This window comes from Mesorhizobium sp. M0601, from assembly GCF_040320845.1.
Taxonomy (GTDB): Bacteria; Pseudomonadota; Alphaproteobacteria; order Rhizobiales; family Rhizobiaceae; genus Mesorhizobium.
This window is the reverse complement of sequence record NZ_JAMYQK010000005.1, coordinates 20,200-33,543: the sequence shown is the minus strand read 5'-3', so window position 1 is coordinate 33,543 and position 13,344 is coordinate 20,200. Positions and strand designations below refer to the sequence as shown.

Genomic DNA, 13,344 nt, shown 5'->3' with positions numbered 1-13,344 from the left:
CTCGGCTTTCGCCAATCACCGGCGCCGGAAGGGCGGGCAGGGCGCGGGAACTGCCAATCTCCCCCCTTGAGAGGGAGATGTCCGGCAGGACAGAGGGGGGTGCCTCGCGCCGAGGTCTCACAACGCTTTGCATCGCACCGTATTAGTCAAAAAGGGGTGCCCAAACGCCCCGTTTCGATTACGCCGTCGATTGCCGTTCACCCGTTAACCAGCGCCAGCAGCTCCTCGGTATAGCGCTTGCCGACCACCTTTTCCGGCGACAGGGCGTCGCCGATGGATGCCACCTCGGCCTGGCTCAGCACGATATTGGCTGCCGCCGTATTCTGTTCGAGATGTCGTATCTTGCGGGCACCAGGGATCGGCACAATGAAGTCGCCCTGATGCAGCACCCAGGCGAGCGCCAGCTGCGCCGGCGTCACGCCCTTCCCGGCGGCCATCTTTTCCAGCACGGCGACGACCGCCGCATTGGCCGCCATGGCGTCGGCCTGGAAGCGCGGCAACCCACGGCGCCAGTCGTCGGCGCCGAGAACATCGGGCTTGGCGATCGTGCCGGTGAGCAGGCCGCGGCCGAGCGGGCTATAGGGGACAAAGCCGATGCCGAGCTCACGGCAGACAGCAAACACCTCCTCCTCCGGATCGCGGCTCCACAGTGAATACTCGCTCTGCACGGCGGCGATCGGGTGCACGGCATGCGCCCGACGAATGGTCGCCGCACTCGCCTCCGACAGGCCGAGCGCCCGCACCTTGCCCTCGCGCACCAGCTCGGCCATGGCGCCGACCGTATCCTCGATCGGCACGTTGGGGTCGACGCGGTGCTGGTAATAGAGATCGATCACCTCCGTATCCAACCGCTTCAATGACGCTTCGGCCACCGCCTTGACATGCTCCGGGCGGCTATCGACACCGGCCATGCGCTCCATGCCGCTGCCTTCTTCGAGGATTTTGAAGCCGAATTTGGTTGCGATCGTCACCTTGTCACGCACCGGCTTCAGCGCCTTGCCGACCAGGGTCTCGTTCTCGAAAGGGCCATAGACCTCGGCCGTGTCGAAGAAATTGACCCCGATCTCGACGGCATGGCGCAGCGTGGCAATCGCCTCCGCCTCCGGCTGGCCACCATAGGCAAAGCTCATCCCCATGCAGCCGAGGCCGACCGGGTAGACGTCGAGTTCATTGCCAAGCTTGCGGGTTTGCATCACGTGTCTCCTTGTTGTGATGGTTGTGATGCCGCAGAGATAGCGTCTTGCGCCGAGTTCGATAATCGGCTCTCAATTGCACGGGCTGTTCCAAGAAATAGATCAATGAAGCGAACCCATCTTTCACAGCTCGCGGTACTGGCAATGGTCGCCCAATGCGGCAGTTTTCGCGGCGCCGCCAAGGAACTGGCAATCGCGCCGTCGGCGGTCAGCCACGCGGTGTCCAGCCTCGAAGCGCGCCTCGGCGTGCGCCTTCTGGCACGCAGCACGCGCAGCGTTGCTCCGACCGAGGAGGGCGCGCAACTGCTTGAGCGCCTCAGGCCGGCGCTGTCGGAAATCGACCTGGCGCTGGAATCGGCGATCGAGGCGCGCCACCGGCCGGCGGGCAATCTCAGGCTGACCGTGCCGCGCACCGCCGCCCACCTGGCGCTGACGCCAAGGCTCGGCGCCTTTGCTGCTGCCTATCCCCACATCGTGCTGGAGATCGTCATCGAGGACCGCTTCACCGACGTGGTCGAGGGCGGCTTCGATGCCGGTGTGCGGCTGGGCGAGAGCCTGCAGCGCGACATGATCGCAGTGCGCATCGGACCAGACCTTCGCGGCGCGGTGGTCGGCACGCCATCCTACTTCGAGACCAGGTCCAAGCCGCAGCATCCGCGCGATCTCGCCGCTCACCGCTGCATCCGCTTCCGCTTCTCCAGCGGCATCATCTATCGCTGGGAATTCGAGAAAAACGGCGAGGAGATCGAAATCCCGGTGGAAGGGCCGCTGATCCTCGACGAGGACCATCTGATTGCCAATGCCGCGGTCGACGGCGCCGGGCTCGCCTTCGTGTTCGAGGACTATGTCCGCGACCCGCTCGCCGCCGGCAAGCTCGTTCGCGTGCTGGAGGACTGGTGCCCGCGCTTCGATGGTTTCTTCGTCTATTACCCCAGCCGCCGCCAGATGCGGCCGGCGCTCAGGGCCTTTGTCGATTTTTTCAAGGTCGGCGAATAAGCCAACCCTCCCCACAAGGGAGAGCTGGAAGAAAGTCGACCTGGCATTCGTTCACCGACCATGTCAGCACTGCCCAAAAACCAGACGGCCGGCTACGGCTGGACGGCGATCATCCTTCACTGGCTGATCGCGGCGCTCTTTATTGGCCAGTTCGTGCTCGGCTTCGTCATGGTGCGGCTGTCCAGCCAGCGCACCGCCTTCGAGCTGATCCAGCTGCATAAATCCTTCGGCTTCCTGCTGCTTGGACTGGTCATCCTGCGCATTGCCTGGCGCCTGGGCAGAACGGCCCCATCGCTGCCGCACTCGGTCGGGCCTTTCGAGCGCCGTGCGGCGCCGCTGGTCCATCTCGCGCTTTATGCGTTTCAGCTCGCTCTGCCGTTGTCCGGCTGGGCGCTGGTCTCGGTCTCGGTGCTGGAGATCCCGAGCGTGCCGTTCAATCTGTTCGTCATGCCCAATCTGCCGCTCGGTGAATCGGACACGGCAGAAAGCTTCTGGGCAGCGACGCACTGGTATCTCGCCTATGCCGGCATCGGACTTGTCGCTTTGCATCTCGCCGCAGCGCTGCGCCATCATTTCTGGCTGAGGGATACCGTGCTGACGCGCATGATCACGGCTTCGTCACATCACGACAGGGAATAGAGCGGACGGCTCATTCGTTGATGGGGCGAGGACGCAAGAAAGCGTTGCCTGCCAAGAGGACCATTTCCATGTACGCGCGCATCTTCGGATTTGCGGCAGCTGCCGCTTGTTTTGCCATGCCTGTTTTCGCCGCCGTTGCCCTTGGCGAGGCGGCCGGCAGCTACACGATCAGCCCGGGGAGTTCCAGCATCCATTTCTCCATCGCCAAGCTCGGCGGCGGCGGGCTCGACGGTGCCTTCTCCCGCTTCAAGGGCAGTATCCTCATCGACAACAGCGATGTCGGCCGGTCCCGGGTCAATTTCACCATCTTTCCCGAAAGCGTCGGTACCGGCCAAAGCCGCATCGATGCCTTTCTCCGCTCGGACGCAGTCTTCGACGCGGCCAACAATCCGGAGATCCAGTTCCGTTCGACCAGCGTCAAACGCACCGGCGACACGTCGGCCCTTGTCACCGGCCGGCTGACGGCGCGCGGCAAGACCTTTCAGGAAAAATTCACGGCCGAGCTCGGCGGCCTCCGGGCGGGCACGATAAAATTCCACGTCACCGGCAAGGTGCTGCGGTCGCGCTACGGCATGGATGTCGGCACGCCGATTTATTCCAACGTCGTCGATTTCGACATGACGCTGACGGGTAGAAGGGGATAGCCTTTGCAGGTTCCGCAGGGGGCAGCGCCGGCATCCGGACAAGCCGCAGATGATCGCCCTGTTCGCCGCCATGCTCCCGCATTGGCTTTTCTCCTGAATTAGGGCAAACCTCCAGGCCTGCAATCGAGAGGAGAAATCTGATGTTCCGATGGGGAGTTTTGTCGACGGCCAAGATCGGCCGCGAGCAGCTTTTGCCGGCAATCGTCGAAGCGGAGAACGGCGTGCTGTCCGCGATTGCCAGCCGCGATCTGTCGAAAGCGCAGGCGCTGGGCGAACGCTTCGGTGCGCGCCACGCGTTCGGCTCCTATGAGGAGCTGCTCGCCTCCAGCGACATCGACGGCGTCTACATTCCGCTGCCGACCTCGCAGCATGTCGAATGGACAGCCAAGGCGATCGAGGCCGGCAAACATGTTCTGGTCGAAAAGCCACTGGCGCTCGACGCCAAGGACATTCCGCTATTGATCAAGCTGCGCGATGCCAGGAAGGTGCTGGTCTGCGAAGCCTTCATGGTCGTCTACCATCCGCAATGGATCAAGGTGCGCGACCTCATCGCCAACGGCGCCATCGGCCGGCTGCGCCATGTCCAGGGCGCGTTCTCCTATTACAATGTCGACCCCAACAACATGCGCAACAAGCTCGATCTCGGCGGCGGTGCGCTGCCCGACATCGGCGTCTATCCGACGGTATCGACGCGCTTTTCGACCGGCAAGGAGCCGCTGCGCGTCCAGGCGACGATCGAGCGCGACAAGACATTCGGCACCGACATCTATTCCTCGATCCGCGCCGATTTCGGCGACTTCGAGCTGTCGTTTTACCTGTCGACGCAGATGGCGGCACGCCAGGTGATGGTCTTTCACGGCGAGAAGGGCTTCATCGAGGTGTTCTCACCGTTCAACGCCGGACTCTACGACCATCACCGCGTCGAACTGCACAACCAGAACCACAGCGAGGCGCAGGTTTTCCGCTTTCCCGGCACGCAACAGTACCGGCTGGAAGTCGAGGCCTTCGCGCGGGCGGCACGGGGCGGCAAGGATCGTGCCTTCACCCTGGAAGAATCGGTGCTCAACCAGAAGGTCATCGATGCCATCTTCCGCGCCGGCGAGAAGGAAGGCTGGGAGGCAGTCTAGGCCGGCGATGATCCCAAAAAGTGGGGACCGGTTTTTGGACGAGATCATGGCCAAATAGATGTCCGACGATGCGGATGTGATCATTGTCGGCGCCGGCCTTGCCGGCCTTGTCGCGGCGGCCGAACTGACTGCGGCCGGCAAGAAGACCATCATCGTCGAGCAGGAGCCTGAACAGTCGCTTGGCGGCCAGGCATTCTGGTCGCTCGGCGGCATCTTCCTCGTCGATTCGCCCGAACAGCGGCGCATGCGCATCCGCGATTCGTATGAGCTGGCGCTCGAGGACTGGCTGGGCACCGCAGCCTTCGACCGCACGGAAGATCTCTGGCCGCGCCGCTGGGCCGAGGCCTATCTCGGCTTCGCCGCCGGCGAGAAGCGCTCCTGGCTCATGCAGCGCGGCCTGAAATTCTTTCCGGTGGTCGGCTGGGCCGAGCGCGGCGGCGGCAATGCCGTCGGCCACGGCAATTCGGTGCCGCGCTTCCACATCACCTGGGGCACCGGCCCTGGCGTGCTCGAACCGTTCGCGCAGCGCGTACGCGAGGCCGAGAAGCGCGGGCTGATCCGCTTCAAATTCCGTCACCGGGTCAACGAATTGACGCGGACGGGCAGCGTCGTCAACGGCGTGCGCGGCGACCTATTGGCGGCGAGCGATGCCGAGCGCGGCCGCAAGAGCTCGCGCGAGATCACCGGTGATTTCGAGCTGAAGGCGCAGGCCGTCATCGTCGCCTCCGGCGGCATCGGCGCCAATCACCGGCTGGTCCGGGAGAATTGGCCGAAGCGGATGGGCGCGCCGCCGAAACGCATGATCACCGGCGTTCCCGATCATGTCGACGGCCGCATGCTGGCGATCGCCGAAGCCGCCGGCGGCCGGCTCATCAACCGCGACCGCATGTGGCACTATGTCGAGGGCGTCAGGAACTGGGCACCGATCTGGACCGATCATGCGATCCGCATCCTGCCCGGCCCGTCATCGCTGTGGCTCGATGCGCGCGGCAAGCGCCTGCCGGTCCCGCTCTATCCCGGCTTCGACACGTTGGCCACGCTCAGCCACATCATGAGCACCGGCTTCGATCATTCCTGGTTCATCCTGACCAAAAAGATCATCCAGAAGGAGTTCGCGCTGTCGGGCTCCGAGCAGAACCCCGATCTGACGGAGAAGAGCTGGCGCCAGGTGCTCGGCCGCGCCACCAGCGGCGTTCCCGCGCCGGTCAAGGCGTTCATGGAGAAGGGCGAGGATTTCATCGTCGAGCCTGATTTGCCGGCGCTGGTCGCCCGCATGAACGCAGTGGCCGGCGGCGAGCCGCTGCTCGAACTGGCGCAGGTTGAGCGCGAAATCCGCGCCCGCGACCGGCAGCTCGACAATCCGTTCTCCAAGGACATGCAGATTACTGCGTTGCGCGGCGCGCGAGCCTATCTCGGCGACCGGCTGATCCGCACCGCAAGACCGCACAAGCTGCTCGATCCCGCCAATGGCCCGCTGATTGCCGTCAGGCTCAGCATCCTGACCCGCAAGACGCTCGGTGGGCTGGAGACTGACCTCGACAGCCGCGTGCTGGGCGCCGGCGGCCAACCAGTCGAGGGGCTGTACGCGGCGGGCGAGGCCGCCGGTTTCGGCGGCGGCGGCATGCACGGCTATGCAGCGCTCGAAGGCACGTTTCTCGGCGGCTGCATCTTTTCCGGCCGCAGTGCCGGACGGGCGGCGGCACACGCGGTGGGGTGAAACAAGGCCCGCCGGCGGCCATTGCGCCAAGGTGGCGGGTCGCACCGAATGGCCAACTTCCCTTAGAGCATTTTGCAGCCGAATGGAATCATTTGGCGTCCGCATAAATGCGGCAAAACAGATAGTTAGAGCGGGTTACCGGTTCCAGGAGAACCGGAACCGGCTTTAGGTGAAGGGCTGCAAATTGACGTCTTGAAGCTTGGAACCGGCAAGCAAAGCCTCGAGCACCTGCTTCTTGAGAGACAGGCACTGCGAACGGGCAAGTTTGACGATGGCGGAAATCTCGCCTGCCTCACAGGCAAGGACCAGCTCCTTTTGCTGGGCGATGATCAACTGGGTGAAGTCGCGGGACTTGAAGCCGAGGTGGAGAACCCGCGCCGACTGGTCGAGTATCTGGTCCAGCAGATGCGCCAGTCGTAAATTTCCCGAGAGCTCCGCAAGGGCCAGACGAAACGCACGGTCGGCCGCAAGGAAGGCGACGTGGCTGCGTAGCGTCTCCGGCTTCAGCACTTTTTGCGCTGCCAGCCTGACATCCTCGAGCCCGCGCTCGGTCATGTTCGATGCCGCCACCCTGAACACTTCCGGCTCGATCAAGCTGCGGACATCGAAGATCTCGTTGACATCCCGCAGGCTGAGCGTAGCAACGACGTAGCCGCGGCGCGGCTCGCTCCTGACCAGTCCTTCCTGCATCAGTCGGGCCAGCGCCGCGCGGATGGTCGCCTTTTTGATCTGGTATCGATCACCGATCTGTTTCTCCGTCAGCGCCTCGCCGGGGCGCAGCACGCAGGCGATGATGTCGTTCCTCAGCTGCTCATATGCCTGTTCCCTGCGAAGGACGTCGGCGGCTGACAGTGCTGTCGCCTCGACCGTAGCCGGTCTTGCCGGTTCGGCGGTCAACTTCGTCGTTTTCATATTTTGTCCGTCTGGCTGTCCGATTGACGCTGGCCTCAGCATTCGCTAGCGTGATCATCTCAAATTGATAATCTGAGCATCTCAGGGAGGATAACTGATATGCCTTTAGCCGCCAACTCGCCCCTCTACGCTGTTGCTGATGATATCGTCAATGCCGCGAAGGGGCCAGATCCCCTCGAAGCGGTAAGGACGGTCCTGGGCGACTACACCAACCGCTTTCACGCATCGGGAACACTCGCTCACGAAGAAGACGACGACGAGGTGCTTCTGCATGCGAGTCCGAACCTGACGATCTATCACATCACTCTGTCGCCCGGCCTGCAGTACCCGCCTCACAACCACCTGATGGATGCCTTGATCGGCATCTACAAGGGCAGCGAGACGAACTTCATCTATCCCGTTGCCGGCAGCGAACTCGATGTTCCCGAAAGGCAGGACATCGCAGCGCCTGCCGTGGTGCACATGGCGTCAAATACCGTTCATGCGGTTGCGAATACGGGCGGTTCGCGATCGGGTGCGCTGCATGTCTACCTCGGCGATCTCACACGAACCCACCGGCAGCTGTGGAGTCCGGATAGCAACCAGGCCGAGCCGTTTGACAATGACCGCTATCTGGCCGGCGCTCGGCCCGTTCAGCAGTCCGGGCACGAATGAGCGCAGGGGCGTCGCGGGCGGCGAAATTGGCCGTGATCAGCGGACCCGTCGGAATCGCGTCACACTTGTCACTCTCGCCAACCCGCTATCGCCCCTATCCTATCTGACGACCCAACACGTCGCGCCTGCGGCGACAAACCAGCAAGGAGATGCACAATGACGGCACATCAGAATGGCACAGGCGAGCAGACGAAGCGGCTCGCGATGAAGACACCACCGGTCGTTTCGTCTGACGCGTGGGAGGCCGCGCGCCAGCAACTGCTCGTGAAAGAGAAGACCGTGACCCGGGCTCGCGACGCACTGGCCGCCGAGCGCCGGCGGATGCCGTGGATGGCGGTGGAGAAGACCTATACGTTCGAAGGGCCTGATGGAAAGGTGAGCCTGCTCGACCTGTTCGAGGGCCGCCGTCAGCTGATCGTCTACCGCGCCTTCTTCGAGCCCGGCGTATTCGGCTGGCCCGACCACGCTTGCCGCGGCTGTTCGCTGGGGGCGGACCAGGTCGGCAACCTCGCCCATCTGAACGCCCGCGACACCACGCTTGCCTACGCCTCGCGCGCACCGCAGGCCGACATTGCGCGGCTGAAGGCGCGGATGGACTGGAAGATGCCCTGGTACACCATCACCGACAGCTTCGATGCCGACTTCGGCGTTGACGAGTGGCACGGCCACAACGTGTTCATCCGCGACGGCGACCGCGTGTTCCGCACCTACTTCATCAACAACCGCGGTGACGAGGCGATGGGGACCGTATGGAGCTATCTCGACCTGTCGCCGCTCGGCCGCCAGGAGGTTTGGGAGGATTCGCCCGAGGGCTATCCGCAGACGCCGACGTACAAGTGGTGGAATTGGCACGACAATTACGGCGCCGAAGCCGTCCCCGACAAAAAATGGGTCGAGATATCGGACGCCGGAGAGGCCGCGTTCCGGAATCGCACCGAATAGAACGTCTTTGGCGTCGCGGAAATGCAGCCAGGACAATTGGAGGAGCGGGATGCACGGTTCAATTCGACGCATCCCGCTCGCTATGCAGGACTACGGACATGAGCGAGATTCATGCAGGCGGATCCACCGGCGATGCGAGCCCGGCCGACCATAGTGCAGCCGATTGGCTGTCCTTTGCGGCCGCGCCGACCTTCGCAACCATGGCGCTGCTGACGCTTCTCGGCGGAGCGCCGGACATGATGTGCTCGACCGGGCAAGAGGCGTCACCGCTGGACGGCATGGTCCCGATGTACCTGCTGATGAGCGGCTTCCATTTAGGACCTTGGCTGAAGCAGGTTTCCGGCCGGCGACGCCGCCGCAAATAGAGCTGTACCGGCCGACAAAGGCCCGTTCTGGTCGGGAAGACATCCCTCACCAGATCCACTCGCCCCTTCCCAAAACCGCTACCGCATCGACAATCCGGGTAAAGCTCGAGCGGGCGCGGCCGGCCGTGTGCCTGGCGCGCAAATAGCCATGCACCAGCCCCGGCTCCTCGAGCCACCAGGCGCGCCCGCCCGCGGCAACGATGCGGTCGCGATAGGCTTCGCCGTCCGACGACAGCGGGTCGCATTCGGCGGTGATCACGACGGTGGGCGGCAGATTGGCGAACTCGGCGTCGGCGAGCGGCCACAGAGTGAGATCGCCGGTGCGATCCTCGCCACCGGTCCTGATGTCCCTGTAGAAAACGAGGTCGCGCGCGGTAAGCATCGGCGCTTCCGCGTGGGTGACGTAGGAACCGGCGGAGCTGTCGCCGCCAAGGCCGGGATAGACCAGAATCTGGCCGATCGGCTTGCGCGCATGGCCGCGCGTTGCGTGACTGACGGCGGCGGCGAGATTGCCGCCGGCACTGTCGCCGCAGAGCAGGACAGGACGCTCGTAAGTCGCCGCCGCCCATTCGAAGGCGCTGATGGCATCGTCGAAGGCGGCCGGATGAAGGTGTTCAGGTGCCAGCCGGTAGTCGACCGAAACCACTTCGTAGCCGGTGCGGCTGCAAAGCTCGGCGCAGAGGTCGTCATGGCTGTCGAGCCCGCCGAGGATAAAACCGCCGCCATGGAAATAAAGCACCATTGCCGAAGCTTCCGGCGCCGGGGCGCGGTAGATGCGGATCGGAATGTGCCAGGGTGTGGCAATGGCGGTGGTTTCCGCCGTGACGCCTTGGGGATAGCCGGCAAAGAACTCGCGGCACATCCGGTTATAGATCTGGCGCTGCTCGGCGACGGTGTAGTCGATCGTATCGGGCGGATAATAAGAATTGGTCCGCTCGATGAAGGCCCAGGTCTCGGCGTCGATGAGGGTTTTGTAGTCGGTCATGGGCGCTGAATGGATCGCAATGAATCCGCGTGAACACCCCCCTCTGGCCTGCCGGCCATCTCCCCCTCAAGTGGGGAGATTGGCAGCTTCGGCCTTGCAGCCCATCTTGCAACGTTGGAGATTGGCGAAAACCGAAGCGACATCCGATCTCCCCCCTTGAGGGGGAGATGGCCGGCAGGCCAGAGGGGGGCGTGACGGAGTGCCGTCATTTCGGCAATACCTTCATTTCCCCTTCCACACCGGATCGCGCTTTTCGGCAAAGGCGCGAAAGCCCTCGAGATTGTCCTCCGAGCCGTAGAGTGCGTCAACCGTCGACAGTTGCCGGCGCGTCACCCGGTTCATGGCGTCCTGGAAAGTCAGCGATTCTGCGACCCGGGCCGTCTCCTTGATCGCGGCGAAGACCAGCGGCGGGCCGCTGGCGAGCAGCCGCGCGATCTCCCAGACCCGGTCCTCCAGTCTTTCCTTGGGCAGCACCTCGTTGACTAGGCCCCATCGATGCGCCTCGGCGACATCCATCCAGCGGCCGGTGAGCAGAAGGTCCATGGCGACATGGTAGGGGATGCGCTTCGGCAGCTTGATCGTCGCCGCATCGGCCAGCGTGCCGGCGCGGATTTCGGGCAGCGCGAAGGAGGAGTGGTCCGACGCATAGATGAGGTCGCAGGATAGCGCCAGTTCGAAGCCGCCGCCGACCGCCATGCCGTTGACGCAGGCGATCACCGGCTTGTTGAGGTCGCGCAGTTCCTGCAGCCCGCCGAAGCCGCCGACGCCGTAGTCGCCGTCGACCGCGTCGCCGCCGGCCGCGGCCTTCAGGTCCCAGCCGGCGCAGAAGAACTTGTCACCGGCGGTCTTGACGATGGCGACGCGCAAGTCGGGATCGTCGCGAAACGCCTTGAAAGTCTCGCCCATCAGCCGCGACGTCTTCAGGTCGATGGCATTGGCCTTGGGCCGGTCGAGCGTGACTTCGAGGATAGTGCCCTCGCGGCGGGTGGTGATGACGTCAGACATTTTTGTTCTCTCCAAGCACCAGCAGCGCATCGGCGATCCAGGCGCCCTTGCCTTCGGTGCAGACGATCAGCGGATTGATGTCGAGTTCCTCGATCTCGCCGGCGTTTTGCTGCACGAAAGCGGCAATGCCCGATATCGCATCGATTGCCGCTCCGACATCGGCCTTCGGCCGACCGCGATAGCCGTCGAGCAGCGGGAACAGTTTCAGCCCGCGCAAAGCGGCCTCGATATCGTCGCGGGTCGCCGGCAGCATCAGCGTGACGCTGTCGCGCAACAGCTCGACCAGCACGCCGCCGGTGCCGAGCGTCATCACGGCGCCGAACATCGGGTCGCGGGTGAAGCCGACGAGCAGCTCGGCGACGCCGTCGCGCACCATGCGCTCGACATAAAGGCCCGTGCCGAGCGGGCCGAGATCGTGGGCGGCGGTGCTGACGGATTCGGCATCCCTCAAATTGAGCCGGACCGCGTCGAGCTCGGACTTGTGGATGACACCAAGGGCCTTCAGCGCCACCGGGAAGCCGAGCGCCATCGAGGAGATGACAGCTTCGACCGCGTTGCCGGCGCGCTCGCCCTTCGGCACGGGGAGCCCGGCCTCGATGAGCCGCGCCTTCGCCTCGGCCTCGTCCGGCGTGACATGGTCGCCGACCGGCGCGCCGGACGCCGAAGTGTCGATCGGCTGCGCCTGCGGCTCGCGCCAGGCCCAGCCGATGAAGGCCGCCGCCTGGGCGGCGTCCATGGCTTCGGAGATGCCGAACAGCGGCACCATGCCCCGCGCCATCAGGCCGGCAGTGTATTCCTCGGGCAGGTTCTCCGGCAGCGAGGAGACGATCGCGCCTTGCGCGCTGTTGGTCTTCAGCGCCGATTCGAAGGCGCGCAGCGTCGCCCACCAGTCGGTGTCCGAGCAGCGGTCGGGGCGCGGGAAATCGAGCACCAGCATGTTGAGGTCGAAGCCCCCCGACACCATCGCGGTGAAGGTGGCGGTCATCGCCGGCTCGTTGTTCCAGATGAAGGTGTGGTAGTCGAGCGGGTTGGCCACCGCGACCAGCGGCCCGAGCGTCGATTTGACATGCGCGCGGTGCTCGGGGGTGAGTGGCGGAAACGTCACCCAGCGGCCTTCGGCGCTGTCGGCCATGACCGACGCCTCGCCGCCCGAACAGCTCATCGACGATAGCCGGTAGCCGGGCAGGGGGCCGGTGACGTGCAATAGCTTGAGCGCCTCGATGAAGGCGGGAATTGAATCGATGCGGGCGATGCCGAGCCGCTTCAGGAAGGCGCCGGACGCCGCGTCCGAGCCGGCCAGCGACGCGGTATGGGAAACGGTCGCCTGCCGCGCCTGCTCGGAGCGGCCGACCTTCATGGCGATGACAGGCTTTTTCAGCTCGCGTGCCCGTGCCGCCAGCCTTTCGAAGCCGGCTACCGAATCGAAGGCCTCGATATGCAGGCCGAGCGCGGTGACGCGGTCGTCCTCGATCAGGCCGAGCGCCATTTCGGAAAGCCCGGTCTGCGCCTGGTTGCCGGCGGTCATCAGAAAGGCGATCGGCAGGCCGCGCTTCTGCATCGTCATGTTGATGGCGATGTTCGACGACTGGGTGATGATGGCAACGCCGCGACCGCCTTCTGGCAGCCTGATGCCGCCATGCTGGTCGGGCCACAAAAGCGCGCCGTCGGCGTAGTTGATGAGCCCGTAGCAGTTCGGCCCGATGATTGGCATTTGGCCCGCCGCCGCGACCAGCTCGGCCTGCAGCCGCTCGCCGTCCTCGTCATAGGCCTCGGTTTCGAGGAAGCCGGCGGCGAAGCAGACCGCACCGCCGGCGCCGCGCTCGGCCAGTGCCTTGACCACTTCGATGGTCAAGTGCCGATTGACGCCGACGAAAGCGGCATCCGGCGCGCCGGGCAATTCGGCCACCGAGCGATAGGCCTTGCGGCCGGCGACCTCGGCCTTGCTCGGATGCACCGGCCAGATATCGCCGGCAAAGCCCATCTTGATCGATTGCGCGACCACGGCGGCAGCCTGCGCACCACCGAAGACCGCGATCGTTCGTGGGCGCAAAAGACGTTCAAGTTTGTGCATGAACACCCCCCTCTGCCCTGCCGGGCATCTCCCCCTCAAGGGGGGAGATTGGCAGTTGGGCCGCCGGCCCCAGGCATGCAACGGTAATAACTGG

General features: G+C 64.5%; 13 protein-coding genes. 8 read left to right on the top strand and 5 right to left on the bottom strand.

The window, feature by feature from the left end:
* Positions 1–197: 197 nt before the first annotated feature.
* Positions 198–1,193, bottom strand: coding sequence for an aldo/keto reductase (locus NKI41_RS07235; protein WP_352682202.1), 996 nt, complete (start codon positions 1,191–1,193; stop codon positions 198–200).
* A gap of 105 nt (positions 1,194–1,298) precedes the next feature.
* Here NKI41_RS07235 and NKI41_RS07230 point away from each other — a divergent pair, with 105 nt between their 5' ends.
* The 5 genes from NKI41_RS07230 (at position 1,299) to NKI41_RS07210 (ending at position 6,316) form a co-directional block, all read left to right on the top strand.
* Complete coding sequence (locus tag NKI41_RS07230; RefSeq protein ID WP_352682200.1) at positions 1,299–2,189, top strand: LysR family transcriptional regulator; 891 nt, start codon at positions 1,299–1,301, stop codon at positions 2,187–2,189.
* A 60-nt stretch (positions 2,190–2,249) separates the two neighbouring features.
* The gene (locus tag NKI41_RS07225) at positions 2,250–2,828 is read left to right on the top strand and encodes a cytochrome b (RefSeq protein WP_352682198.1); all 579 of its coding nucleotides are present in this window, start codon (positions 2,250–2,252) and stop codon (positions 2,826–2,828) included.
* A 68-nt stretch (positions 2,829–2,896) separates the two neighbouring features.
* Entirely contained in the window at positions 2,897–3,472 is a 576-nt protein-coding gene (locus NKI41_RS07220; RefSeq protein ID WP_352472551.1) for a YceI family protein, read from the top strand.
* 140 nt (positions 3,473–3,612) lie between these two features.
* A complete protein-coding gene (locus NKI41_RS07215; RefSeq protein ID WP_352682196.1) occupies positions 3,613–4,599 on the top strand; it encodes a Gfo/Idh/MocA family protein in 987 nt (328 codons plus the stop codon).
* 58 nt (positions 4,600–4,657) lie between these two features.
* A complete protein-coding gene (locus NKI41_RS07210) occupies positions 4,658–6,316 on the top strand; it encodes an FAD-binding dehydrogenase (protein WP_352682194.1) in 1,659 nt (552 codons plus the stop codon).
* 165 nt (positions 6,317–6,481) lie between these two features.
* On the opposite strand, the gene NKI41_RS07205 is transcribed toward NKI41_RS07210, so the two are convergent.
* Positions 6,482–7,228 carry a GntR family transcriptional regulator gene (locus tag NKI41_RS07205; RefSeq protein ID WP_352540004.1) on the bottom strand — a complete coding sequence of 249 codons (747 nt, stop codon included), beginning with the start codon at positions 7,226–7,228 and terminating at the stop codon, positions 6,482–6,484.
* A 99-nt stretch (positions 7,229–7,327) separates the two neighbouring features.
* Here NKI41_RS07205 and NKI41_RS07200 point away from each other — a divergent pair, with 99 nt between their 5' ends.
* The 3 genes from NKI41_RS07200 (at position 7,328) to NKI41_RS07190 (ending at position 9,189) form a co-directional block, all read left to right on the top strand.
* Positions 7,328–7,882: an autotransporter gene (locus tag NKI41_RS07200; protein WP_352682192.1), complete on the top strand. Its 555-nt coding sequence runs from the start codon at positions 7,328–7,330 to the stop codon at positions 7,880–7,882.
* A gap of 156 nt (positions 7,883–8,038) precedes the next feature.
* Positions 8,039–8,824: a DUF899 domain-containing protein gene (locus NKI41_RS07195; RefSeq protein WP_352682190.1), complete on the top strand. Its 786-nt coding sequence runs from the start codon at positions 8,039–8,041 to the stop codon at positions 8,822–8,824.
* A gap of 98 nt (positions 8,825–8,922) precedes the next feature.
* Positions 8,923–9,189 carry a hypothetical protein gene (locus NKI41_RS07190; RefSeq protein ID WP_352682188.1) on the top strand — a complete coding sequence of 89 codons (267 nt, stop codon included), beginning with the start codon at positions 8,923–8,925 and terminating at the stop codon, positions 9,187–9,189.
* 46 nt (positions 9,190–9,235) lie between these two features.
* Here the strand turns inward: NKI41_RS07190 and NKI41_RS07185 are convergent, their stop codons facing one another.
* The 3 genes from NKI41_RS07185 to NKI41_RS07175 form a co-directional block, all read right to left on the bottom strand.
* Positions 9,236–10,174 (bottom strand): alpha/beta hydrolase, encoded by a 939-nt coding sequence (locus NKI41_RS07185; protein WP_352682187.1) that lies wholly within the window; start codon positions 10,172–10,174, stop codon positions 9,236–9,238.
* Positions 10,175–10,396: 222 nt separating this feature from the next.
* Positions 10,397–11,179 carry a carnitinyl-CoA dehydratase gene (locus NKI41_RS07180; protein WP_352472543.1) on the bottom strand — a complete coding sequence of 261 codons (783 nt, stop codon included), beginning with the start codon at positions 11,177–11,179 and terminating at the stop codon, positions 10,397–10,399.
* On the bottom strand, positions 11,172–13,250 hold the full coding sequence (locus NKI41_RS07175) for an acetate--CoA ligase family protein (protein ID WP_352682185.1): 2,079 nt from the start codon (positions 13,248–13,250) through the stop codon (positions 11,172–11,174). The genes NKI41_RS07180 and NKI41_RS07175 overlap by 8 nt, the downstream gene beginning before the upstream one ends.
* Positions 13,251–13,344 lie beyond the last annotated feature (94 nt).